This window comes from Microcoleus sp. FACHB-672, from assembly GCF_014695725.1.
Classification (GTDB): Bacteria; Cyanobacteriota; Cyanobacteriia; order Cyanobacteriales; family Oscillatoriaceae; genus FACHB-68.
Genome location: NZ_JACJOU010000022.1, coordinates 224,726 through 248,080, shown reverse-complemented (window position 1 = coordinate 248,080; position 23,355 = coordinate 224,726). Strand labels below are relative to the sequence as shown.

The window sequence follows — 23,355 nt, the reverse complement described above, 5'->3', positions numbered from 1 at the left end:
CTGGATTTCCTTGAACACGCCATGTACATTTAAACTGTACCTACAATAGTAGAAGCTGTCAACAGTGTATTTATAAATTTATGTCTAGAAAAACAGAAGCATTTACAATATCCGTTCCTCCAGGCACCAAGGAGAAATTAGAAGCTATTGCCTCTAGACTCAATATCCTGTGGGGCAAAAAACCTAGTCCATCCGGGCTAATTGTTGCCATCGCCCAAGGAAACGTGGAAGTTGGGCAGTCCTTTAGCCTGACTCCAGAGCAAGTCAACTCCATACAGCAAGCCACAAAAGCTTTGATAGATGCCGGCCACCTGCGAGATGCTGAAATCTTGGCAGCGTTGGCATTAGAGCGGGGAAACCTCAACTCTCAACAGCGTCAAATTATCATGCAACAAGTCAGCCAGCCTAACCAAGCATGGCGTCTGGAAGTTGACCGGCACCGCCAAAATCACCAACCCTTTCATCTGCTCTACTGCGACAGCCAGGGGCAAAATCTAACCTATACTGTCCGCTATGCCGAGATTTCCTTTGAGGAAAAGCGGTTTTATTTGCAAATGTGGTGCGACGAAACCGATGACATCAAAGATACCCCCTATCCTGAACTCATTCACAATCGGTGTCTACGTTTTGACCGTATCCAAGCAATCTTACCCATCACCGGCACATGGCGACAGGAAGGCTTGGATTCTCTTGAAGTGCATTTACACTTTTGTCGCGGTCTGGTCAAAGCCTACGAACCCAGGCAAAATGATATTCAAGATGAAGTCATTGGAGAGGTGCGCCAAGTCGTTAGACGCGTCACTAACCCCTTCTGGCTGGTTCGAGAAGTTCTGCGCTACGGGCAAGATTGCGCGGTCATCTCCCCGGATAACGTCTGTGAGGCCGTTAAACAAGAGTTGCTTGAAATGTGCCGGCACTACAACCTCACTTGATAAATTGCCGGCTCTAAGCTGATCAAACAATGTTTGCATTCAGACTTTTGTCTAGGAGCGATCGCAACCCACCACCGGACGCCCTCCTGGAGCGAGCCTTCTCTGACTGTAAAACCCTCTACCCAAAGCACTTCTGGGCTAACAAAAGTCTTTCTTATGAGGCTTATAACAATTCCATATAGGTTTTTATTCGCTCAATTGGCATACAGTGGTTCTACGCAATCTATGATGCTTTACATTTAACCGCATCAATTCAGTCATGATTAAAATTTGTTGCAAATTCTTTGCTGTTTAGCATAAGGAGTAGATATGGATGCAAGTTTGATCATTTCTAATATCTTGAACCCACCAATCCTTTTTTTCTTTCTAGGGATGGTGGCTGTTTTCGTTAAATCGGATCTTGAAGTACCGGCTCCTTTTCCAAAGTTACTGTCACTTTATCTGCTATTTGCCATTGGCTTTAAGGGTGGAGTGGAACTCATTAAAAGCGGCATTACTCAGGAAGTGGTCTTTACCCTCCTGGCAGCTATTTTGATGGCGTGTTTTGTGCCGATTTATACGTTTTTCATTCTTCGCCTCAAGCTCGATACCTACGATGCCGCCGCCATCGCCGCAACCTATGGCTCCATCAGTGCCGTCACTTTCATCACCGCCGGAGCCTTCTTAAGCGAATTAGGGATTGAGTATGATGGATATATGGTTGCAGCTCTAGCGCTCATGGAATCACCGGCAATCATCGTCGGGCTGATTCTCGTCAATCTGTTCACAGCCGACCAGGGAGATCGGGACTTTTCCTGGCCCGAAGTGCTGCGAGATGCCTTCCTGAATAGTTCGGTATTTCTGCTAGTTGGCAGCCTCATTATTGGAGTCCTAACCGGAGAACACGGCTGGCAAGTTTTGGAACCGTTTACTCAGGGGCTATTCTACGGTGTCCTGACGTTCTTTTTGCTCGACATGGGACTGGTTGCTGCCAGAAGAATTAAGGATTTGCAAAAAACCGGCACGTTCCTAATCTCTTTTGCGATACTGATCCCAATCGTCAATGCAGTGCTTGGGATTTTAATTGCAAAATTTATCGGAATGCCTAAGGGTGACGCGCTGTTGTTTGCAGTGTTGAGTGCAAGTGCTTCTTATATCGCCGTTCCCGCTGCCATGCGCTTAACGGTTCCGGAAGCCAACCCCAGCCTGTACGTTTCTACGGCTCTGGCTGTAACGTTTCCTTTCAATATCATTGTGGGAATTCCTGTTTATCTGTACGCAATTGATATGTTCTGGAGGTAAGACCGTGCATTCAGTTAAACGAATAGAAATCGTTGCGAATTCATTTGAACTTGGCAAAATTTTAGCTGCCTTAAAACATCCGGATGTAACAGGTTATCTGGTGATCCGAAACATTGCTGGGCAGGGGTTTAGACAAGGCTCCGAAGATTTAGACATGACCATGCTGGATAATGTCTGTATCATCGCGTTTTGCGACCCAGAAAAAATTAAGCCGGTTGTGGAACTGATTCGACCCATCCTCAACAAGTTTGGTGGCACCTGTTACATTTCCGATGCGATGGAAATTCGCTCAACCAGATGTGTTGCCTCACTGTAAGATAATAAAATTCTGTCTCCGGCGAAATCTGAATAAATTAATAAAAAAGCTTCAGTCAAAGCCAGAGGCAGTCTTGTCTTACCGTTTCAAATTTTAATTTTTCATCTGCAAATTTTACTTCTTTTCAATAGCCATGAATCAAAACACTGGGTTGATGGGTCGTCGCAATTTCTTGAATTTAACCGGCAAAGGTGGAATCGCACTGATGGCTGCTGTTGCCGGCAGTGCATTCTGGAACTTGCAATCAGACCGGGCGAACGCTGCTGTTCTTGAGTCTCCTAGTCCTGATGCTGCCCTAAAACGGTTAATGGACGGCAATCAACGATTTGTCCAAGAAAAGGGTACGCATCCCGATCAATCGCCGGCACGAATTAAAGAAATTGCCCAAGGACAACACCCTTTTGCAACGCTGTTAACCTGTGCGGATTCACGAGTTTCTCCAGAAATTTTGTTTGATGAAGGACTCGGTGATTTATTTGATATCCGCGTTGCCGGTAATATCGTGACTCCCGAGGTGCTGGGCAGTCTGGAATACGCTGTGGCGATGCTGGGCACGCCTCTGATCATGGTTTTAGGTCATGAACGCTGCGGTGCTGTCACTGCTGCTGTAGAGGGGGAAGCGCTTCCAGGTCAGATTGGTTCTTTTGTTAAAGCAATTAAACCGGCACTTGCCAAGATCAAAGATGAAGCCGGTGATCCGGTTGATAACGCCGTGACTGCCAATGTTCATTATCAAATTGAGAAATTAAAACATAATTCAGCGATCATCACTCAACGATTACTGGATGAAAAACTCAAAGTTGTTGGAGGCCGGTATGATTTGGATACGGGAAAAGTCACTTTAATTTAGGCCCAGAAGAGTGATCGCTTCTGTTGCAATTATTGCCACTTCCTTAATTTGGAAGTCTTTAGTAGTAGGGCGATCCTCCCCAATTTTTCCACAGAATCACCGATTATTGCATCCCTTCATCCCTCTATGCCGGCAGTCTGATCGCTACTTGAGGTTAAGAAAAAACTAGGGTTGGTTCGCGTCATTCCAGCACTGCTTGAGCAAAGCGCTGATAGGAATTGGATGGAATTGCAAATGAGAATTGCTGAGTGTCATTCCCCAGCATTCCATCTCTCACAACAATCCTCGATAATGAATAAAAACCAAAATTGCTGCCCAAGAACCCAACGCGACTTTTATTGCCACTAAAATATTGAGCAGGGGAATAACTCCGCCGCTGAAAAGAGTGCCTAATTCTCCGTGCGGTAATTCTAAGCCGGCTAGAGTGATAACCGACAAGACAATGAAAATAAGAACCGAAATCTTTTCCCATGTAGCAGCGTGCCAGCGCTTATAAATCTCCTGCATCCACTCGGTTGATGAGGTAATCGCAACAAGGCCGATCGCCGTTCCACCCGCCACGCCGGCTGCAAAACCACCGCCAGGACTCAGATGTCCCCGAATCGCCAGTTCGATACCCACTAACGCGGCAATGGTTGCTCCCAGACGCGCCATAATAATCGAGGGTTGATCGGTGAACTGATAGATCGCGCAGAATGGTCGTTCGTTCGCCAGTAGATAATGGGCACCCATTACCGCGATTGTAAATACCACCACTTCAAAGATCGTGTCATATAACCGATTCCTGAGAATGACAGCCGTAACTGCATTAGGTACTCCGCTCTCTTGTACAAGCGTTTGGACAATCGACAGCGATAAGTCCGGTGCCGGATTCGGCATCACGAGGAATTTGACGAACAGCGCTATTCCCGCCGCAATGTAGACCCATTTCATAGATGTTTCTCCCCTGAATCCGGTGCATTTACATAGGTTAGGTTTATTGCTGGTGACGAAAGTTCGGTTCGCATGATCTCATAGAGGCGTTGAACCCTAGTTGTGGTGTGATAGGGTTGCTGTTCGTCCTGACTCGCTACGAGGTCTTGATTATCGTATTCTCGTCTGGCACAGGTCGCATGGATTTCTTTATCCATCAGCGCCCGGTGCAAAGCCTGTGTATTCGTGTACGGGACTACCTCAAGACGCATATAGTGTTTGCCGAAAATTGTTCGTAACTCATTCATCAGTTGCCCTAAATGGGACTCGTCATCTGTCTTGCTCGCCCCGTCTTCGAGTACACCAAGACGCATCACCAGGGATGAACGCACTGCGATCGCATAAAGCGTAATCGCAAGCAGCGTACCCATCAAAGCTTGCGTCAAAGCAACATCCGCCGCCCCTAAAACCGCAAATACTAATGTTGCTACCGCTCCCTGTATTCCCTGGATTACCAGGGCATGGTATGGATTGGTCTGAAGTAGCAGCATGAGCGCGGACAACGGCATCAGCGCGGTTATGACATAGATATAGCTATCATTCATGATTGATTCCCTCCACTGCTGGAACCGTATGCCAACACATACCCCAGCACTGTATTCCAGATTGCTAAAGTGATAATGCCAAGGATGAGCAATGGCCATTCGCTAGGTACTTTTGGAAGCAGCAGTCCGACCATGATCAGCATCGAGCCGAGCGTATCTGCAACCGAAAGAGTATGCAGCTTGAATAATACCGAGCGATCTCCGATTAGGGGGAAGGTTCCCCAAAACCAGAAGAAAATTCCTATACCGATGCAGGTGTAACTAAGTGCGGTGATCATACTTCATTCAGGCGTTTAAGGATTTGTGCCAACAACATTAATCCGGCATTACCCACACTCAGGATGATGACGCCTACAACACCGAGCATCCAATCATCCCGTAAGACCGATACAACCAGGAGTATGATTGATGCTTTGGTAGCAACACTGGCAAATGCCAACATCTTTTGCCAAATATCATCATCCTGCCAAGCCTCGTACATGGGTATGAGCAGAGCCAGAATCATTGCAACCAGTGCCCAGTTCAGTGCCAAGTTCATGCTTTTCTCCTCCTTCGTACCCAGTGGACTTCGTACCAGCCATTTTCGTGGTACTTCAAGACAATGGTTTTGGGCGTAAAGGTGATCAGAAAGATATCCAGAAAGATGAGTCCAGGTGTCCGTCCGGGTTTGACTTGTTCCATCGTCACCTCTTCGTAATTATGGGGACGGACGATCATTTCAAAGGCTTCCATATATGCCTGCGGAATCGCCACGAGGGTTTCCCACAGCGCCCGCAGCCAGTCCTTCAATCGTCCTGGGGCTTTGGGGCGTCCTGGTAATAGAAGTGCGATGCTGACACCGATGATGATATTTGCCGGACTCAGATTAGCGGTGAGCAAAAACCAGATGGTCAGTCGCAATATCAGATTCAGATAGCCAATCATGCCATTACCATCCAGAAGAGCAGGATTAACATTAGACTCATCCCACCGATCAGATGCTCAAATTGCTCCATAACACGGGGCAGCTTGAGTACGGATCGCTTGAAAATCAAAAGATACGCTAACCAACCCAGGCCGATAGTTGCCAGTGGTTTCACGATATTCTCAAGGGTATACGCCTCGTAATAGACAACGTTTGCCGCAAACAGACCACCGAGCAGCAGGATCGTTGCCGGCCAGAAACCGGGCTTTACTACCTCCTCGCCGTCCGCTTTATGCGGCAAGAATATGAATTTGGCAAACGAGATTGCTGTTCCTAAAGCCGCAACGTTCATGGCGATCGCTTGCCAGGGCAGTAAATTTTTCGTCGTCAACACCTTCGCCCCAAAGCCGGACAACAAGGGAAAGCCTGAGATCGAGAAACTGGCAATGACCAGAGCAATCCAGACTGTTGTATTGATCGGCCTGTTTTGGAGTTCCTTGAAGTTTCGGCTCGGTAAAGCACCTGCAATCAGGAAGAGTGCCGATTTGACCAAGCCGTGAGTCAGTGCATAAAAGCCACCTACGGCTGGGGCAGCGAGGATAAAGCCTAACTGCGAAACCGTGTGAAACGCCAGCATCCGCTTGGCATCCTTTTCAAAGACGGCATAGAACACACCTAGCAGGGCTGTCCCTACTCCGAAAATCCGGATGAGTGGATCGAGTTCATCCACCATTAGCGCACAACGCACTAGCGGATAGACGCCGGCTTTGACCACAACTCCCGACAGCAATGCCGATACCGGCGTCTCCGATTCCGAGTGGGTCAACGGTAGCCACAATCCCGATACAAAGATTCCCCCTTTAATTAAGAGTCCCAGAAAGATCAGGGCTAGCGCCTCTGGAGGTGCCCCGCGCAAACTTGCAAAACTAAACGAATGATTGGTCTGATAGGCAAGCACCGCGCCCACCAGATAAAACAGCATTGCCGTGTTGCTGATAAACAGATAGCGCAAGCCAACCCAAATCGAGCGATCGGTGCGAGTATAGGTAATCAAGAGAAACGCGGCAATCCCGCTGACCTCTAGCGCCACGTATAAACTGATAAAGTCGGCACAGGCGAACGCGGCATTGAGGCTGCCATGCAAAATGATGGCTTGTGCATAAAAGAAAGTCGTCTTATCGCTGTGCCAACAGTAGAGGATGACTGCGGCTGTTACCAGCGCATTGGTCAAGATAAAGTAGCCGCTTAACTGATCGACTATTAATGTGACGCTGAAATGATCGAGTAACTCTAGTTTCAGTGGCGACTGTTCGACAAATAGCTGCAACGCATAGGCAGCAGAGGCAAATGCGGTGAACAATGCGAGGGTTTTGTCAAGTTTGGGGAACAGATAAATGGTGAACCCCAAGAAAAATGGTAGTGCGATCCATGCCAGGGTAATGGTATTCATGGGGTATTGCTCTTCTCGATCTCGTTGGTTTCCAGGGTGGGATTATCCCGTGCCAACTTCATGACACCGACCAGCATTAAGCACTGAATCGAAAAGCCAATCACAATCCCTGTCAAGATGACCGCCTGGGGGACCGGATCGGCGTAATCCCCTTTTGCGGCGTCTGAAATAATGGGCGTGAATAAACCATCTCGCGATGCAATCAGCACGTAATAGGCGATAACGCCTGTGCTCATGACATCCATAGAAATGATCTTCATAACTAGGTTCTTTTTAAGGATAATGCCGAGAAATCCGCACAAGATTGTTGCGAAGACAAATGCTTCTAACACGGGAATTGCCTATGAGTAAATACCTAATAAACGGTGCCAAAACATATATAGCACTTTTTAATAGTGCTAGCACATATCAACACTATTGAAAAGTGCCAAGGGAAACGATAGACTCATGCCATACCAAGCCGTTGGTTTGAGCTTGAGATCGGGTAGGATGAAACACGCAATAGCCGGATAAGAGAACCGATTGGCAAATCAATGCTTAACTTTAGCCCTGACTCGCCCACCGATATAGTCAATCTTTTGGATATATCTGCACCGTTTGAATTAGTTGGCCGGCAAGCGCAATTCCAGCGAATTACCCAAGTTTTAGCCCGTGATGGCGACCTACTAATTGCTGGAGTGCCGGGAAGCGGACGGCGAACTCTGGTGCGGCGGGCGGCTCAGGAAGTTGGAGTTAAAATCCTGGAGGTTGACTGCATTCGGGTTACCGATGGTCAGCGCTTCGTGCAACTGCTGTGCGAGAGCATAGAGCAGGCTTTTCAAAGTGCAGCTGCTCAAGCGCTGATAGCAGAGTGGATTGAACGCAAGGCAGCGGAATTATTCGTGCTGAACGACGAAGGAAGTGGCAGACAGCGGCTCAAACCTGTTCGGACTCAGAGCCAAGAGCAGCAATGGAGAGCATTTGAGCGCTTACTCCCTCTCCTGCAGAGTTTAGCGGAATCTTCCGGCGAACCAGTGGTGCTGATTTTAGAAAGCTTTCCCCATATCCGCTCTTGGGATCGCAATGGGGTTTGGGAAAAATTTTTGCGGAAAGAGATTGAGCGTCAGACTCAGGTGAGTTATGTACTGGTGGCAACAATCGCAGAAACCTGCATTCATCCCGATGAACTGGGCAATAATTTGGAAATCGTGCAGCTGGCTCCCTTAGCTGATGATGTGGTTGCTGCTTGGGTTCAGGAAGTCTTGCATACTGAAGCGCTGAGGTTCGATCCGCGATCGCAAGCGCTGGAACTCTTTGTCAATGCGGTGCAGGGACACTTAGGCGATGCTTCGGCACTGGTGCGACGCCTCAAGTCGGCACGAGTGTCTGACGGGCTAATTCGCGATTGGCACGTGCAGCAGGCTATCCAAGAATTACTAGCCGACTTATCAATGGTCTTCGAGTCGTTACTGATGCTGCTACCAGCCAATCAGGCGCATCTGTTGGAGTCTCTGGCGTTAGACCCGACTGACAAGCCACAAAGTCGAGATTACATTCACAAGCATTACTTATCCAGAGGGGGCAGTCTCCAAGGCGCGATCGCGGGATTGCAGCACAAAGGCTTGATTTATGGTTCTGAACAAGGCTACCGACTGGCTCTGCCTCTGTTTGCTTTGTGGCTTCGCCAGCGCTTGAGTTAAAGAAAGCAGACGGATAAGGGATATTAAGGTATTGATTGTTACCCTACCAAAAGCAGAATTATCCTAATTCTGTAAGCGGTATAATATTGGGAAAACCGATTAACAGGCCGGTGATTAGCTTTGTAAAGTTTTGTCGTTGGGTTGCTGCTTTTGCAAGGGAATTTCAATCACAAATTCTGTCCCCTTTCCTGGCCATGAATGACATTTAAGCAGCCCGCCATGCGCTTCGGTAATAATTTGATAGCTAATTGACATTCCCATTCCTGTCCCTTTGCCGGCAGGTTTGGTTGTAAAAAATGGTTCAAAAATTCGTTGTTTGACCTGTTCGGGGATTCCTGACCCATTATCGGAAATTTTAATCGCAACTCGATGCTCGCTCGTGATTTTGGTACTGATGCAAATTTCACTAGGCAGTTGTTGAATCTCTGCAAATGCTCGCTCTTTATCCCGTTCTTCTAGGGCATCAATCGCATTCACTAGAATATTCATGAAGACTTGATTGAGTTGTCCAGGATAACATTCAACGAGTGATAAATTGCCATATTCTTTAATAATTTGAATTGCTGGGCGTTCCGGTTTCGCTTTGAGCCGGCTTTCCAAAATCAGTAAGGTACTATCGATGCCGGCGTGAATATCAACGGCTTTAAATTCAGCTTCATCAATTCGCGAGAAAGTCCGGAGGGAAACGACAATTTTGCAAATGCGATCCGCTCCTATCTTCATTGAAGAAAGCAGTTTGGGTAAATCTTCGAGTAAAAAATCAAGGTCAATTTCCTCAGTTTTATCTTCAATTGCTTGAACTGGATGGGGATAGTGTTCTTGGTATAAATCGATTAAATCGAGCAAGTCCTCAATATAATCATTGGCGTGGTCAAGATTGCCGGTGATGAAATTAACTGGGTTATTGATTTCGTGAGCAACTCCGGCAACCAGTTGACCTAAAATCGACATTTTTTCGCCTTGAATTAATTGCACTTGTGTGCGTTTGAGTTCGCTCAGCGCATATTCCAAATCGTGGGATTTTTGACGGATGTCTGCTTCTGACTGACGCAGGGTATTTTCTGCTTTGCGTTGCTGGGTAATTACAGCAGTTAGTGTTAGCGTGGTTAAGACAATAACCCCAATAAATGATTGCAGAAGTACAAGAGAGTCGTTAAAGTTTTCTCGCACAAAGGAACCCTGACCGTTAACGGTTCCCAAAACTGCGACGGCTGCAACTAAAACAATCAGTAAAGTAGCCCCTCTTTGCCCAAAGCGAAATGCTGCTAAGACTAAGACGGGAATCAGCATATATTCTACAGGTGTGCCTTGCCAGAAAGGAATTAAACTAAGGGCTAACACGAATCCAGGTAGAAGAATTGCTTCACCAACGCGTTGACCGGCTAAAGATTTGGTGAATTTCAGGAGAAAGTTGGAGTTAAATAGCTTTCTAAATTTTTTAATTCGCTGCCAGCCGGCACTTATTTGCTGTTTGGAGCTGGGTAAGGCGTAACTCCAGCAAATTAAGAACGGTGTAAAAATTAAAATTCCCGCAACATTAGATATCCACCAAGTTAGCCAAACGGTTGGGAAAATTGCCCAAGGCACATTGCCGGCTAAACAAAGCGTGATGACGCCGGCACTCGCATTTACCATTGGCCCTACCATGCCGGTGAAGAAGATCAACTTGAACACATCTTGCGGATGATTGAGGGGATTGCGGTTTCCTATTGAGCGCCGCAGGAGAAATCCTCCGAGTAGGGTTCCTAAAGTTGTACCAATGCCAATACTTGATGCTTTCGCAATAGAAATTACGCCGGCAATCGTACTGGATTTATCAAAGAAAGCCCAAACATTAGCGAGAAACGAGCCAAGCCAAACACCCGGCCAAACCCAATATCCAAATATTAAGATGCCGGCGGAGGCAAAGCCATCAGGCGGCCAAACTGGAGTAACATTTTGGGGAGTGGAAGCCAGTCTTCGTCCTAATTCAGCAGTAAAGTAGTAAGCGAGCGCTAGCAGCAAAATGATAATGCCCTTGAGCAGCCAATTCGGACGAGGAGCGGCCTTCATACGCAGTTTAACCAGGTCATTATCTAAATACTTCTGCCTTCTAGTGTAGGTTATGGCTTTCAGGACTGCCGTTGCCGGTTTACTTAGCTCAAAGCAATATTTTTTATTTCTAATTTTTCTTAGGAATCACATTTCTCATGCCACTTTTAGCAGTGCCGGCATCACCTGGGTAACGAGGGATAATATGAATATTCGCGTGCATCATCATCTGGCCGGCAGCTCGATTAATGTTCATTCCCACATTAAAGCCGGCGGGATGAAATTGCTCAGTTAAAATTTCTTGAACTTTGTTGACCATAAACCAGCAAGCCGATTGCTCTTTAAATGGTAGTTCAAAATAATTGGTGATATGGCGCTTGGGGACAACTAAAACATGACCCTTACTTACGGGATAACCATCAAACATGGCATAAGCGGTGGCTGATTCTGTTACCAGCGTTAGACTTTTATAGGGATTGCAGAATATGCACTTATTCTCTGAGTTTCTTTGATAGTTATAATGAATGTATTCATAAATTTCACAATACTCATCTGAATGAATTGATTTAAAAGGAAGCTTGACCATACACTGATAGGTAGGCTTTTTGTGAACGTAATGTTCTCGAAAGCCTTCTTTTTTTAAATCTCTTCTGACTGCATAATAAGCTTTCCCTCCCGGCTTCAATAAATGTGAGACTTCCATGAGAACGTTCGCTTGTTCTTCAGGAAACAAAACGTTTAAGACATAAAAACAAATGATTGTGTCAAATTTGTCAATAGGGTGTTGGGGAAAATAATAAGGATCGTAGCCGGTAACATCAAATCCTTTTTGTTGCAGTAATTTAACGTCATTACCGAAGCCACAGCCAAAATCTAAGGCTTTACCTTTAATTAGATTTTTATCCAATAACAACTGTGCGGGAAATGATAGATTAATTCTTTCGATTGCCGTGAGGTGGCTAAATTGATTTTTTAGCTTTTTCATGAAAATATAAATCTTTCTCGCTCAGACACGATTTGATGCTGCACCGCTCAAACCGCCCAGCTTGCAGCATAACAAATCGCTGCACCTAACTGCTTCACAGTTGTCTGTATCTGCTGCACCTTTTTCGCCGGCGACGGTTGAGAAGCGCAGAAAGACTTCCGTTTGCTTACCCACTTCCGAGAGAAACTTTGCTTTCATATATTCAGGAATTGCCTTAGCTACGGTGAACGTTCCGTAGGCTCCAGATCCCTTGGTGTGAACCACCCGTTCTGGAATTCGCTCCCGGTTGAAGTGCTGCATCTGCTCTAGAAGCTGCACATCTTGCATCAACAAGGGATCACGAGGGCCGGCGGTTAGCGAATTCTGGTTATCAGCAATTGGACAACCTGTTGCGGTGGTCAAATTTTCGTGTTCGCTCATTCGCTACGGTTAATGCTTGGGGAGTGCTTCACCTAACATCAAACAAAAGTGCGTTCAACTTTGCTGGTTCAGGAGACTTTTTACCTGTACTAACGTGCAGCCTAAACCAACTTACACAACTAATCGTTCTGTTCATTTACAATTGCGAGTACCATTCCCGTCATCTTTTTCAATACACTCACATAGCACCTCCGAATAGGAAACTGCCCATGTACATTAGTTTAGACAACACCTAATATTAAATTTCTCCAGAATCTTAATCTGATTTTTCGTTCGATCTAATAATCACTTTGCTTTTAAATATTGCTTCATTTAGACTTGCTTCTTCAAAATTTGCCTTTGAAATACGATCTTTGCGACGGAACTCTTCAGGAATAGCTCCTTCAAATTAGCCCCTTTCAATTTAGCATTTTTCAAATTAACCCCTTTAAATCTGTTCCCTCGATATTTGCTTCTCTCAGATTTGCTCCTTCGAGATTTGCTCCTTCGAGATTTGCTCCTTCGAGATTTGCTCCTTCGAGATTTGCTCCTTCGAGATTTGCTCCTTCGAGATTAGCATCTGAAAGATTAGCTCCTTCGAGATTAGCATCTGAAAGATTAGCTCCTTCGAGATTAGCCTTTGAAAGATTCGCTCCTTCGAGATTTGCTTCTGTCAGATTCGCTCCTTCAAGATTAGCATCTGAAAGATTCGCTCCTTCAAGACTAGCATCTGAAAGATTCGCTCTTTCAAGATTAGCATCTGAAAGATTCGCTTCTTTAAGACTAGCATCTGAAAGATTCGCTCCTTCGAGATTAGCCTCTGAAAGATTCGCTCTTTCGAGATTAGCATTTTCGAGATTTGCCCACGGCAGTTGAGTACGTGTTAAATTTGATTCATAAAGATTTGCCCCAAAAAGCATTGCATAATGTAAGTTAGAGCCAATAAAAGCGGATTTTTGCAAATTTGCACGATAAAAATCGCGCATATCGAAAAGGTAATTACTTAAATCTAAAAAGCTAAGACAATCAAAAATAAGTGAATTTTTAGGCCCAAACCTTTGTTGTTGAATTCTTGAAATCAGTGAACCAAACGATATTAGAGATAATCCTTCAATCCTCGAAATTTTTTCAGTTATACGTGCACAGCTATTTAAAACAGCTAGTAATGCTTCCTCTGCATTACGTGCTTGTTGATTCTCCTCTTGAAACTCAGGTCTAGGATTTAGCCGTTCCATTGGCATTCCATGTCGCAGCATAAATCCAATCAGATGACAAAAGGTTTCCTGCCATTCATCTGCATCTGGTAAATTTTGCAACCGCATTTCATCCAGAACAAAGTTGAATAAATATTCATCCATTCTAGAGGAGCCACAGAGTAATGCCCAGCGATGTAAAGCGTCACGTTCATCCCAACCATCATCAGGATCACGCTTCCGATCCTGAAGTTTTTTATGGATGAGGCGAACTTCTCGAACAATGCGTTTTGCCGTCAGATATTCACCAAAGCTTTTGTGAGTGAATTCAAAAGTTTTCTCCCCTTCCTTATAGCCACTTTGCCGGAAGTAGAAAGCCGTGAGTAGTCGCGTCACACTAGCTTTAGAATCTTCCTTAAATCCTTCCTGGAACCGCTGTAGTAGATTCTTTAAGCCACTATTGTCGCAATGCGTTTCGATAGCTCGAACAGTAGTTATTCGCCCATCTCCATGCCACGCAGCTAAGGCAACTTCTTCTAGGATGCGAACAAAATCCTTTTCTTCGATTCCTTGAGTTGCGGCATGTTGATGTCCTTCCCAACCACGTTCATAGATTGCTTTCAGCAAGTCATCATAAATTACATTTAGGTTTGTCTCTTCAGAAAATCCAAGTTTGCCTCGCTTGAGACTGAGAGCAACCAAATAATTCAGCAGCGGTTGAGCAGTAATTTCGGTCAGATTGCCCTTGTCTAGTTCAGGAGGTAAGCCCTCATACCCCAAACCACTTGCCTTACCGTAATACTGCCACCAGAGCTGCCGCTGATCCTGTTTTAAAAGCTCTTCCCTATCAACATAGCCCTTGCGATCATTTTCTGAAATAAAGTAAGGCAAAACATGGAAAATTTGCCCCTCTTTACGAAAGTCGGTACTGTTTGCTTGAACAACCAGTTGGCGACCACTAATCAATACCTGCAAGCGAGGCTCACGCATATTGAACCGTTCAACTTTTCGTTGAACTTCTCGCACGAAGTCTTGAGCAGTTTTTTCGGCAACCCTGCCCTGCATGGCAAGTTCATCTAATCCATCAAAAATAATTAGCAAGCGAGACTCGCCAGTCTCTGAATCAAGCGGATTGTGAGGAAGAAACCCATCTGCTTTTACAAATCGCCCTACGGCATCGACTAGATCATCTGATGGCTCAAAATGATGTAGTGGAATAAACAAAACAGGAATTGTTCCTTTTTCTGCCTGCTTTGCAGCAAAAAACTTGGCAAAGGAGGACTTACCACTCCCTGGATCGCCACTAATCAACCGAATCGCATCATCTTTCTTAGGCTTGGTAAGCCAGTCTTCTAGTTCGTTTGCCAAATCAACAACAATTTTATCCTCTTCCCTACTCCCTCTAATTCGTGCTTCTAATTCATCGCCTTTATGACCTTCACATTTGCGGCTGTAGTAGGCTCGTAGTGGCACATAGACCTGTTTCAAACTGAAGGCTTCCAAAAACATCGGCTCTTCCACCTGCTTCTGAAGCCAGGTTGAGTAGCGCAACCTTCCTTGTGCTCGCTCATTAGCCTGGATAAAGGGAGTATCCAGTTTTTCTTTGAGTGCTGCATAATCTTTCGGGCGATTACCCCATTCATTATGTAGCGCCATTGCAAAGTAAATCGGTAACCGATAACTGAGCGCCTGTGCCTCTGCTTCACTCAGTCCAGAACTCTGTAGCCACTCCACAAAGGGAGGCTGCACTGCATTAAGGAGAGAATCTTTTTCAGGCTGGTCAAAAAATTTCTTGTTGATAGTTAGGCTGCTGTTCTCTAAAGCTGCGTTAACCTGCTGGTGTAACGCCTTAACATTAAATCGCTCACTCTCCAGCTCTGTCTTCTCTTCCACCAAATTCTGCATTGCCTGAAGTAGTGAGCGGTAGACTAGCAACCAAGCAATTTCACCAACTCCTGCCGACAGTCCCAGTGCTGCAAGAACCTCGATTCCGTCTCCTGCAAGGCTGTCCCACTTGCCAAAGCTAGCATCAACTCCAGCTTTACCCAGTGCTTTGAATATATCTCTGAAATTGACCTTGATGGATTTCTTCAAAACTCCAACAGGCTTGGTGATTGATACTCCAGTCTCATGGCTCATAGGTTTTCAGTAATTTTTGCAGTTCTATTCTTAGCTGATCTATTTAAACAATTAATCTAACAACAGTCAGTAGGCAGAAGCAGGAGTTTCAGTGATGAGCAACCGCGCTCATAGATGCAGAGGATAAACCGCAGCAGTCATCAAGATTGAAACTGAGACAGCAACCAGGCACTTACTTTACCATGATTCATTTGTCGGCTCCGTCGAAAAGCTTCCTCTAAAACCGCAATTTCTAACCCGGCAAGCACCTGAGATTGCTCAATTCTGCGACTGCCTCGATTTTGAATCTCAAATGCAATTACTTGAACATTTTGCACGTCAATAATCCAATACTCACGAACTCCAAGTGATTCGTAAAGTAAACGTTTCTCCCCTTTGTCATCAGCCAGAGAAGAATAAGCAACTTCAATCACTAAATCTGGGGTTGGGTAAGTATCCAGATCGATGATGGTTGCTTCCCAAGGTACAATCTCTGCATTCTCACCCAGATAAAACGAGACATCCGGTTGCGCTTCCTCACTGCCGGCTTTGCGGTAAGTACAGTTGTCGTGTCCGTCCAAGTCGATGCCCCGAATACTTGCAAACAGAGCAATCGCCGCAATAACAATAAAATGATCGCGGGAATGGGGATTACCAAGTGGAGACATTTCCAACCTCATGCGTCCGTTATAGTAATAGCCTCTAGCTTTTTCATAGGCAGGATCGCTGATAACCAGAAGGTATTCCTCCCAAGTGGCATTCACCCAAGTATCAATTTGTAATTTAGCTTGTAGCCGGCTCATCATGGCACCTCCGCTACGGATAGCTGATATTGTAACTTGACCGCAAACACAACAACGGATTGGGGAACTTATCTAAGTAAAATTATCCCCAATCCGACAATGGTATTTTCTGTTAACTGGAAGCCGGCTTTTATTACATTTCTTCCAGTTCTTTACCCTTCGTTTCCTTAATCAAAAAGATTACAAAGAATAGAGAAATCGCGGCAGCAGTCGTATATAAACCATAAGCAAAACCCAATCCCACCTCCTTGAGAGGGGGAAAGCTCGTAGAGACGACAAAGTTGGCAATCCATTGGGCAGTAGCAGCAACGGATAGGGCAGCACCTCGAATTCTATTGTTAAACATCTCTCCTAACATCACCCAAACCACGGGACCCCAAGAGAAGCCAAAGCAAAAGACGTAGAGGTTAGCAGCTAGCAGGGCAATAATGCCGGCGTTTCCAGTTAAGGCGGGGTTGCCGGCAGCGTCTAGTGTCGCACTGCCAAAGACTGTCGCGAGTGTTCCTAGGGTCAGCGTCATGCCAATCGAACCCAAGATCAGCAGAGGTTTGCGTCCAAACTTGTCTACAAAAGCGATCGCTATCAGCGTCGTTACAATATTGGTGATACTGGTAATTACAGTAATCCAGAGGGAATTTTGCTCGGAAAAACCCACTGCTTGCCACAGCACACTGCTGTAGTAGAAAATCACGTTAATCCCCACCAACTGTTGAAAGACGGATAGCCCAGTACCGATCCAGACAATGGACAGAAGACCATGCCGGCCTACAAGATCGGACATTTGGGGCTTGCGTTCCCGCAAGACTGTCTGCCGGATCTCCACGATTTTAGCCTGAACATCCCCACCTAGAACCCGCGCTAAAACAGCCCCCGCTTCCGCTTCCCGTCCTTGTGCAACCAAATAGCGGGGTGATTCTGGAATCATCAGCGCCCCAACCGCGTAGAGGATAGCCGGTGGTACTTCAGTCCAGAACATCCAACGCCAAGCCGGCACTCCAAACCAAAAAGGAGCATCAGCAGAACCGGCACCCACAGCGATGAAGTAATCGCTTAGTAAGGCGACGAAGATGCCGGTAACGATCGCCAACTGCTGGAGAGAACCCAGCCGTCCGCGTAGATGTGCCGGTGAGACTTCAGCAATATAGGCAGGGGCAATTACGCTGGCAGCACCCACAGCTAAGCCGCCCACCAATCGCCAAAACATGAAATCCCAAATACCAAAGGCAATCCCGGAACCGATGGCGCTGAGCAAAAACAGGCCGGCGGCAACGATCATGGTTTTTACCCGCCCGTAACGATCAGCGAGTTGGCCGGCGAAAAAAGCTCCCGCCGCCGAACCCAGTAATGCCGAGGAAACTGCCAATCCTACTTCCACACTATTCGCCTGAAAAGCTCTTCCCAAAGCTCCTACTGCACCATTAATCACAGCCGTATCAAAACCAAACAAAAAGCCGCCAATAGCCGCCACCAGTGCCAGCATTAGCACATAGGATGTGTTGGCTTTATGAATAACTGGTTTGTTATCAATCCTCATTGGTTGATTTTCCTATCAAATACACAGCTAAATTGATTTCGGTTCGCTTATCTATACGAAACGAACCTTAAGATAAAAACTTTGCCAAGGAATAATAAGCAACCGCTACAAATAGTTTGCTATCCTAGAGATTGCTTATGAACTTAGCAATTTCTACTTTTGTAAACGAGCGGGACAATGACCAGATTTGCCTGCTCTTCAGCTTCCCTGTCTAGTCCGTGTTTAATGTTAGAGCTGGCATAAACCGGCTTATGAGAAGGATGTAAATTTATTTCTCGCTACAGGAATATTCTTTCGTTCTAATGCCTTTACTCGCATCAATCTTTAGGACTAAAGCGAAAAAATTGTAAGGAACTGTAACATTCATCAAAGAAAGTTAACATGATATTTTTAGACCTAAATCTTCAAAAATCTAGGAAAGCAAGGTTTTAAATACTACTTAAATTTATCTAATAATTAAAAAATTTTTTTAAGTTGAGTTGTACTAAAATTTTCAAAATAATATTCTGCGTTTAATAATGCCTAAACTTAAGTTTAATAGAATAAAAAAAGCAAAACTTATATAAGAAGGCGCTCATTTCTCTAATTATTAGAAAATTTAGTGATGTAATTAATGATTTTTTAGGCTAATAGCTAAGAATGTAGCCGGCTTTAGAAGCTTTAGTAATCTCTCCAGCCTCATCAGAACTAAAATTGTATTATAACTATCCGACAATAATGATAGATTGGGTGTTTAAAGCGTTGCTATCCACACTGGGAGGTAACAAGGAAGCTGAAACCTTGACACAAAAGGCTCAGAGCTTGTTCAACAAAAAAAGATGTGTCGGCTATAGTGACAAGCAAACCCAAAAATCAAAAAAATACTAATGCAATTTTATCACGAGCATCTCGAGAAGCAACTGGGCCTCGCCCAGTTCCTGATGTTGCTAATTCTAATCAACATCATTCAAGCCGAAAAAGAAGTCAGACTAGAAACCATAGCGAGAGTCTTTCCACTGTGAATAACTTGTGAAGGCCGGCGCAGAAAGTTACAAAAATTCTTGGACTTAGCGGGCTTAACAATCAGTCGCTTACTGTGGCCCATCATTAGTGATTGGCTTGAGAACTCGGTGCCAAAAAAGTCGAAACAGAAGTTATACCTAGCGATTGACCGCAGCCAGTGGAAAAATATCAACTTGCTGATGGTGAGCGTGATTTGGTCAACAAGAGCCATTCCCTTAGCTTGGAGATTACTGCCCCACTTAGGCAATAGTAACTTCGAGGAACAAGAAAGTGTACTTGCCCCAGTTTTAGCAATATTCAAAGAATATGAAATAGTGGGGTTAGGAGACCGAGAGTTTTCTTCCCTAGATTTAGCTGAATATCTCCAGACAAGGAATGTCGGCTTTTGCTTAAAGTTGAAAAAGAATACGTGTGTGGAAGTCGAAAATCAAATTTGGCAGCGATTGGATGAGTTATCAATTAAACCGGGCGTTGCTTTATATTATCAAGGGAAGAGAATCCGGAAAACCGAGCCAGTTTCAGGATTTGCCCTAGCAGCGAAATGGAAAAGAAACTCCCGGGGTCAAATCACAAAAGGGCCTTAGTTTATTTTGACAAATCTGGGAAGCTTAACGGTTGCCATCCAAGTGTAGAAAAGAAGAATGGGCATTGTTGGCGAAGCCTGCTGTTAGGCATAGAGATGTTCCGAGACTGTAAAAGTGGGGCTATAACCTAGAAAGTACTGGATTAAGAGGAGAGCGATTGAACGCAATGATTTTGGTGATGTCTCTGGCTTATTTACACTCAACCATGTCCGGGGGTCAAATCAACAGACATCAGGGACAAAAATATGTCTGTCGTCCCAAAGAATCCGGGAGAATCTCTCGAAGACGCAGCACCTTTGGTGTTGGGTTAGATGGAGAAATCTGGGTAAAAAACTTGGAAGAATATCACCAATGGGCTACAGAATTAACCAGTAAATCCTCCCATAAACGCCACTTTTATCAACGAGGTATAAGGGCAGAAACCATTATCTGCTCTATCTTATAGTTCTCTTGTTACCCCTTCAGATCTGCTTTATCTTCTAGCTCTCTTGTTACCCCTTCAGGTGTAAATTAACACCCCAATATGACAGGTGTATGAAAACTTTGTGTCGATCTGTTGTAGAGATTAATTCACAAAGCAATTTTTAGGATTTGTTTATAGCCCAACGTATTTAAGGTTGGGGGAGGAAAAATCGGAAAATACTTCCTTTTCCCAACCGACTTTCTACCTGAATCTGACCTCCTTGCAACTCAACCAGCCGGCGGGAAATCGCCAAACCGATGCCGGTGCCACCAGAATGGCGAGAACGCGACCGATCAGCCCGCCAGAATCGCTCAAAAACATGAGGCAAATCTTCGGGTGCGATGCCGGTGCCGGTGTCGATCACCTCTATCCAAACTTTGCCGGTTTCATTCCAAGCACGAACAGTAATAGAGCCGACTGTGGTATGACGTAGTGCGTTACCCAACAAGTTGACCATAATTTGCTCGGTGCGGTCAATATCTGCTAACGCCGGCAACACTTGCACGGCACAATCTAATTGCAAAACCGGCCCATCTTCGAGCAGTTGATCAGCAAATTTTTCTACCAGTGATTTTAATAACGGATACAAATTCACCGGCTGAAGATTAATCGGCAAATACCCAGCCTCAGCCTTAGAAAGTTCTTGCAAATCGTTAACTAACCGCTCTAAACGCCGTGTTTCTGTTACCAGTCGCAAGTAAATTTCTGGAGACGGGTCAATTCTGCCATCGGCTAACTCTTCTAAATAACCCCGCATGACGGTTAGCGGAGTCCGCAACTCATGACTTAAGTCTCCAATTAATTGCCGGCGTCGCTGTTCCACCCCTTCTAAACTCGACGCCATGCGGTTAAAACTGGCACCCAATTGGTTGAGTTCTGGAATTTCACTAGCCGGCATCCGTTCATCCAAATTGCCGGCGGCAAACTTTTGAGTAATTTGTTCGATTTGGGTTAAAGGCTGGGTAATCCGTTTAGCCACCCAATAACTCAAGCCGCCGGCAGCCGTAGCACCTACCAGCACTGCCCAAAATGTGCCCCGGTTCCAGGCAACATCAAACCCTTGAATCAGTTGAGTTCGAGCATAGCGTAAAGTAAATCCCGGCCCTTCTAATTGTTCAAGTTGCCTAACAAAAAAGCGAGGGGAAGACACTTTAGCAATCGCAACAAAGCTGCCTACCCCAACCATCATCACGAGGAGGTGTGATAAAAATAAGCGTGAGTGCAGACTAACTTTAGACACAATTATTGATTCTGACTACCAATAGGTGAATCCTTTTATTTGTCAGATACTTTTACCCAAAACTCATTCATATCTTTAGGCTAAATCTTCAAACTTATAACCGACACCAGTTACCGTTTTAATAAAAGTCGGATTGGCTGGGTCAGGTTCAATTTTTTTACGCAATCTTGCCACATGAGTATCAACAACTCGCTCATCTCCAAAAAAGTCATCGCCCCACAATTTCTCAATGAGCTGAGATCGATTCCAAACCCGACCCGGATAACTGATAAAAGTCGTGAGTAAATTAAATTCTAATGTCGTTAAATCTAAACTTTCCGATTCATCGGCAGTGAGATGCCGGCTGGCTGTGTGCCGGTCTACATCGACTGTGAAATGTTGGGTGCGGTAAATTTGCGTCTGGCCGGTTTGCCGCATACTACGCCGCAATAGTGCTCTAACCCTAGCCACCAATTCCCTTGGACTAAAGGGTTTCACTAAATAATCATCAGCGCCGGTGGATAAGCCAATGACGCGATCAATTTCCTCACCTTTAGCTGTCAGCATCAAAATATAAGGGTCTTTCTCGCCGGGTTTTTGGCGAATTCGAGCGCATACTTCCAAGCCATCCAAGCCCGGAATCATTAAGTCTAAAACAATCAAATCTGGCGGTTGCTCTCGAAACGTCTGCAATGCACTAAGGCCATCTCGACAACTACGGCAGGAAAAACCTTCTGCTTCTAGAGAATGCTGTATTAGCCGTGCAATTTCAAGTTCATCCTCAACAATTAAGATTTCCATGTATCAATATGCCGGCTAAACAGCGCTAAAATTACTCAGGTTTTGGCTGATCTGAATCGGGGCGCTCGATCACCGGCTGCCGAAGTGACTCCCTTCCCAACATCATCATGCCGGCAACCCCCATGCAAACAAACCAAATGTATTGATACCAGTACGCCTCAATTCGTTCTACCAGGCTGTAACCTGGATGCAGGCTGCTGATATGCAACAGCAACAGAACCATCGCCAATGCACTAAACCCAACAAAAGTCAAGCCTATTTGAATGCGAGCCGGCTGTAGTTCCTGATCGGAAATGCTTTTACGGTCAATTTGGGCCAGCTCAGAGAGAAACGCTTTCGCCGCTGTCGAGTTTCTCTCTAAAGTTACGCTCACCGGCACGGGTTTAACAGCGAGTTCCAATCCCTCAACCGCTTTGAGTGATAGCACTTCATCGGAATCTGGCAGCCGCAACTCCAAAGACTCAGGAATGGGAGGTTCAGCAAACTCCGGCATTTCTGGCGCTGCAGGCGGCTGGGGTTGAAGTTCAAAATCCATAGCTAATTGCGAACTTGCTAATAACTCATGGGCAAGGGTCATCAAGCTTCAATCAAAATATTGAGCGTTGGTTAATGCCCATACCTTTAGGTTGGCGAAGCCTTGCCCTATGCCCGTTATTATGAAGCAGCGCCTTGTAATTCGTCGAGGCGAGCTAAAACCTCGGTGCTGTGAATGGCCGGTCTGACATCAACAAAGGTTTCGCGCAGGATGCCCTCTGGGTCAATAATAAACGAATGACGCATCGAGAGAAAGGTGTTCCAAGAGCCATAGGCTTTGCTGACACTGCCGCCGGCATCTGCTAACAGCGGAAATTTCAGCCCTTCAGAATCGCAAAATTCCGCGTGAGAATCAACAGAATCCGCACTCACTCCCAAGATTTGAGCGTTTTTATCGACATATTTGGGTAAGTCTTGCTGAAACCGGCGTGCCTCCAACGTGCAGCCAGAGGTAAAATCCTTGGGATAGAAATAAAGCACGACCCACTGACCGCGATAATCAGACAAAGAAACCTCACCATCGCCCGTGTTCGTCGGCAGGGTGAATTCAGGTGCCGGCTGATTCATAGCAGGCAACTTACCTCCAAGGGCAGTGGCAGCGGGCACAAAATTGAGCCAACTTAATAAAGTCAGGCAACTGGCAAACAAAACGCTCAAGAACGTGCGGCGGGAGATCATAGTCAAAACTGAACGCTAAACTTTACACAAGTTTACAGTTATTAGAAATTTCCAGAAGATTTGGGATCAAATTTAAAACTGA

General features: G+C 45.5%; 23 protein-coding genes and 1 pseudogene. 7 read left to right on the top strand and 17 right to left on the bottom strand.

The window, feature by feature from the left end:
- Positions 1 to 80: 80 nt before the first annotated feature.
- From H6F56_RS18745 to H6F56_RS18730, 4 genes are all read left to right on the top strand, one after another.
- Complete coding sequence (locus H6F56_RS18745) at positions 81 to 932, top strand: helix-turn-helix transcriptional regulator (RefSeq protein WP_190671144.1); 852 nt, start codon at positions 81 to 83, stop codon at positions 930 to 932.
- A gap of 309 nt (positions 933 to 1,241) precedes the next feature.
- Positions 1,242 to 2,213 carry a sodium-dependent bicarbonate transport family permease gene (locus H6F56_RS18740; protein WP_190671141.1) on the top strand — a complete coding sequence of 324 codons (972 nt, stop codon included), beginning with the start codon at positions 1,242 to 1,244 and terminating at the stop codon, positions 2,211 to 2,213.
- Positions 2,214 to 2,217: 4 nt separating this feature from the next.
- Complete coding sequence (locus H6F56_RS18735; RefSeq protein ID WP_190671138.1) at positions 2,218 to 2,529, top strand: P-II family nitrogen regulator; 312 nt, start codon at positions 2,218 to 2,220, stop codon at positions 2,527 to 2,529.
- A 133-nt stretch (positions 2,530 to 2,662) separates the two neighbouring features.
- Positions 2,663 to 3,379 carry a carbonic anhydrase gene (locus H6F56_RS18730; protein ID WP_190671135.1) on the top strand — a complete coding sequence of 239 codons (717 nt, stop codon included), beginning with the start codon at positions 2,663 to 2,665 and terminating at the stop codon, positions 3,377 to 3,379.
- A 273-nt stretch (positions 3,380 to 3,652) separates the two neighbouring features.
- On the opposite strand, the gene H6F56_RS18725 is transcribed toward H6F56_RS18730, so the two are convergent.
- The 7 genes from H6F56_RS18725 to H6F56_RS18695 are packed head-to-tail and all read right to left on the bottom strand — an operon-like array spanning position 3,653 to position 7,582.
- Entirely contained in the window at positions 3,653 to 4,312 is a 660-nt protein-coding gene (locus H6F56_RS18725) for a Na(+)/H(+) antiporter subunit B (protein WP_190671133.1), read from the bottom strand.
- Entirely contained in the window at positions 4,309 to 4,896 is a 588-nt protein-coding gene (locus H6F56_RS18720) for a DUF4040 domain-containing protein (RefSeq protein WP_190671130.1), read from the bottom strand. Before H6F56_RS18720 ends, H6F56_RS18725 begins: the two co-directional genes overlap by 4 nt.
- Positions 4,893 to 5,174, bottom strand: a complete 282-nt coding sequence (locus H6F56_RS18715) for a monovalent cation/H(+) antiporter subunit G (RefSeq protein ID WP_190671128.1) — start codon at positions 5,172 to 5,174, stop codon at positions 4,893 to 4,895. The genes H6F56_RS18720 and H6F56_RS18715 overlap by 4 nt, the downstream gene beginning before the upstream one ends.
- Complete coding sequence (locus H6F56_RS18710) at positions 5,171 to 5,434, bottom strand: hypothetical protein (protein WP_242032075.1); 264 nt, start codon at positions 5,432 to 5,434, stop codon at positions 5,171 to 5,173. The genes H6F56_RS18715 and H6F56_RS18710 overlap by 4 nt, the downstream gene beginning before the upstream one ends.
- The gene (locus tag H6F56_RS18705) at positions 5,431 to 5,820 is read right to left on the bottom strand and encodes a Na+/H+ antiporter subunit E (RefSeq protein ID WP_190671126.1); all 390 of its coding nucleotides are present in this window, start codon (positions 5,818 to 5,820) and stop codon (positions 5,431 to 5,433) included. Before H6F56_RS18705 ends, H6F56_RS18710 begins: the two co-directional genes overlap by 4 nt.
- Complete coding sequence (locus H6F56_RS18700; protein ID WP_190671124.1) at positions 5,817 to 7,250, bottom strand: cation:proton antiporter; 1,434 nt, start codon at positions 7,248 to 7,250, stop codon at positions 5,817 to 5,819. The genes H6F56_RS18705 and H6F56_RS18700 overlap by 4 nt, the downstream gene beginning before the upstream one ends.
- A complete protein-coding gene (locus tag H6F56_RS18695) occupies positions 7,247 to 7,582 on the bottom strand; it encodes a cation:proton antiporter subunit C (protein WP_190671122.1) in 336 nt (111 codons plus the stop codon). The genes H6F56_RS18700 and H6F56_RS18695 overlap by 4 nt, the downstream gene beginning before the upstream one ends.
- Positions 7,583 to 7,783: 201 nt before the next feature.
- Here H6F56_RS18695 and H6F56_RS18690 point away from each other — a divergent pair, with 201 nt between their 5' ends.
- Positions 7,784 to 8,929, top strand: coding sequence for an ATP-binding protein (locus tag H6F56_RS18690; RefSeq protein WP_190671119.1), 1,146 nt, complete (start codon positions 7,784 to 7,786; stop codon positions 8,927 to 8,929).
- Between the two features lie 114 nt (positions 8,930 to 9,043).
- On the opposite strand, the gene H6F56_RS18685 is transcribed toward H6F56_RS18690, so the two are convergent.
- The 6 genes and pseudogenes from H6F56_RS18685 to H6F56_RS18660 all read right to left on the bottom strand — a co-directional run bounded on the left by H6F56_RS18685 (position 9,044) and on the right by H6F56_RS18660 (position 17,992).
- Positions 9,044 to 10,981, bottom strand: a complete 1,938-nt coding sequence (locus H6F56_RS18685; RefSeq protein WP_190671117.1) for an MASE1 domain-containing protein — start codon at positions 10,979 to 10,981, stop codon at positions 9,044 to 9,046.
- A 109-nt stretch (positions 10,982 to 11,090) separates the two neighbouring features.
- A complete protein-coding gene (locus H6F56_RS18680) occupies positions 11,091 to 11,945 on the bottom strand; it encodes an HIT family protein (protein WP_190671114.1) in 855 nt (284 codons plus the stop codon).
- A gap of 102 nt (positions 11,946 to 12,047) precedes the next feature.
- Positions 12,048 to 12,365, bottom strand: a pseudogene (locus H6F56_RS18675) (catalase); the annotation flags it as partial.
- Between the two features lie 413 nt (positions 12,366 to 12,778).
- Positions 12,779 to 15,676: a pentapeptide repeat-containing protein gene (locus H6F56_RS18670; RefSeq protein WP_190671112.1), complete on the bottom strand. Its 2,898-nt coding sequence runs from the start codon at positions 15,674 to 15,676 to the stop codon at positions 12,779 to 12,781.
- A gap of 140 nt (positions 15,677 to 15,816) precedes the next feature.
- Positions 15,817 to 16,458 (bottom strand): Uma2 family endonuclease, encoded by a 642-nt coding sequence (locus H6F56_RS18665; protein ID WP_190671231.1) that lies wholly within the window; start codon positions 16,456 to 16,458, stop codon positions 15,817 to 15,819.
- Positions 16,459 to 16,591: 133 nt separating this feature from the next.
- Positions 16,592 to 17,992 carry a sugar porter family MFS transporter gene (locus tag H6F56_RS18660; protein WP_190671110.1) on the bottom strand — a complete coding sequence of 467 codons (1,401 nt, stop codon included), beginning with the start codon at positions 17,990 to 17,992 and terminating at the stop codon, positions 16,592 to 16,594.
- A 1,109-nt stretch (positions 17,993 to 19,101) separates the two neighbouring features.
- Between H6F56_RS18660 and H6F56_RS26480 the strand changes: the two genes are divergently transcribed.
- Together H6F56_RS26480 and H6F56_RS26475 are read left to right on the top strand one after the other, a co-directional pair.
- The gene (locus H6F56_RS26480; RefSeq protein ID WP_242032074.1) at positions 19,102 to 19,578 is read left to right on the top strand and encodes a hypothetical protein; all 477 of its coding nucleotides are present in this window, start codon (positions 19,102 to 19,104) and stop codon (positions 19,576 to 19,578) included.
- Between the two features lie 157 nt (positions 19,579 to 19,735).
- The gene (locus H6F56_RS26475) at positions 19,736 to 20,023 is read left to right on the top strand and encodes a hypothetical protein (RefSeq protein WP_242032073.1); all 288 of its coding nucleotides are present in this window, start codon (positions 19,736 to 19,738) and stop codon (positions 20,021 to 20,023) included.
- A gap of 166 nt (positions 20,024 to 20,189) precedes the next feature.
- On the opposite strand, the gene H6F56_RS18650 is transcribed toward H6F56_RS26475, so the two are convergent.
- The 4 genes from H6F56_RS18650 to H6F56_RS18635 form a co-directional block, all read right to left on the bottom strand.
- Positions 20,190 to 21,281 carry a HAMP domain-containing sensor histidine kinase gene (locus H6F56_RS18650; protein ID WP_309236570.1) on the bottom strand — a complete coding sequence of 364 codons (1,092 nt, stop codon included), beginning with the start codon at positions 21,279 to 21,281 and terminating at the stop codon, positions 20,190 to 20,192.
- Positions 21,282 to 21,356: 75 nt separating this feature from the next.
- Positions 21,357 to 22,061, bottom strand: a complete 705-nt coding sequence (locus H6F56_RS18645) for a response regulator transcription factor (RefSeq protein WP_190671108.1) — start codon at positions 22,059 to 22,061, stop codon at positions 21,357 to 21,359.
- Between the two features lie 31 nt (positions 22,062 to 22,092).
- Complete coding sequence (locus H6F56_RS18640) at positions 22,093 to 22,596, bottom strand: hypothetical protein (RefSeq protein ID WP_190671106.1); 504 nt, start codon at positions 22,594 to 22,596, stop codon at positions 22,093 to 22,095.
- A 119-nt stretch (positions 22,597 to 22,715) separates the two neighbouring features.
- Positions 22,716 to 23,273, bottom strand: a complete 558-nt coding sequence (locus H6F56_RS18635) for a peroxiredoxin (protein ID WP_190671103.1) — start codon at positions 23,271 to 23,273, stop codon at positions 22,716 to 22,718.
- Positions 23,274 to 23,355: the final 82 nt, after the last annotated feature.

Bases quoted from the DNA above. Each gene is read 5' to 3' on its own strand.
- H6F56_RS18745 (WP_190671144.1), top strand. From the start codon at position 81: ATGTCTAGAAAAACAGAAGCATTTACAATATCCGTTCCTCCAGGCACC.
- H6F56_RS18740 (WP_190671141.1), top strand. From the start codon at position 1,242: ATGGATGCAAGTTTGATCATTTCTAATATCTTGAACCCACCAATCCTT.
- H6F56_RS18730 (WP_190671135.1), top strand. From the start codon at position 2,663: ATGAATCAAAACACTGGGTTGATGGGTCGTCGCAATTTCTTGAATTTA.
- H6F56_RS18725 (WP_190671133.1), bottom strand. From the start codon at position 4,312: ATGAAATGGGTCTACATTGCGGCGGGAATAGCGCTGTTCGTCAAATTC.
- H6F56_RS18720 (WP_190671130.1), bottom strand. From the start codon at position 4,896: ATGAATGATAGCTATATCTATGTCATAACCGCGCTGATGCCGTTGTCC.
- H6F56_RS18715 (WP_190671128.1), bottom strand. From the start codon at position 5,174: ATGATCACCGCACTTAGTTACACCTGCATCGGTATAGGAATTTTCTTC.
- H6F56_RS18710 (WP_242032075.1), bottom strand. From the start codon at position 5,434: ATGAACTTGGCACTGAACTGGGCACTGGTTGCAATGATTCTGGCTCTG.
- H6F56_RS18705 (WP_190671126.1), bottom strand. From the start codon at position 5,820: ATGATTGGCTATCTGAATCTGATATTGCGACTGACCATCTGGTTTTTG.
- H6F56_RS18700 (WP_190671124.1), bottom strand. From the start codon at position 7,250: ATGAATACCATTACCCTGGCATGGATCGCACTACCATTTTTCTTGGGG.
- H6F56_RS18690 (WP_190671119.1), top strand. From the start codon at position 7,784: ATGCTTAACTTTAGCCCTGACTCGCCCACCGATATAGTCAATCTTTTG.
- H6F56_RS18685 (WP_190671117.1), bottom strand. From the start codon at position 10,981: ATGAAGGCCGCTCCTCGTCCGAATTGGCTGCTCAAGGGCATTATCATT.
- H6F56_RS18680 (WP_190671114.1), bottom strand. From the start codon at position 11,945: ATGAAAAAGCTAAAAAATCAATTTAGCCACCTCACGGCAATCGAAAGA.
- H6F56_RS18670 (WP_190671112.1), bottom strand. From the start codon at position 15,676: ATGAGCCATGAGACTGGAGTATCAATCACCAAGCCTGTTGGAGTTTTG.
- H6F56_RS18665 (WP_190671231.1), bottom strand. From the start codon at position 16,458: ATGAGCCGGCTACAAGCTAAATTACAAATTGATACTTGGGTGAATGCC.
- H6F56_RS18660 (WP_190671110.1), bottom strand. From the start codon at position 17,992: ATGAGGATTGATAACAAACCAGTTATTCATAAAGCCAACACATCCTAT.
- H6F56_RS18645 (WP_190671108.1), bottom strand. From the start codon at position 22,061: ATGGAAATCTTAATTGTTGAGGATGAACTTGAAATTGCACGGCTAATA.
- H6F56_RS18640 (WP_190671106.1), bottom strand. From the start codon at position 22,596: ATGGATTTTGAACTTCAACCCCAGCCGCCTGCAGCGCCAGAAATGCCG.
- H6F56_RS18635 (WP_190671103.1), bottom strand. From the start codon at position 23,273: ATGATCTCCCGCCGCACGTTCTTGAGCGTTTTGTTTGCCAGTTGCCTG.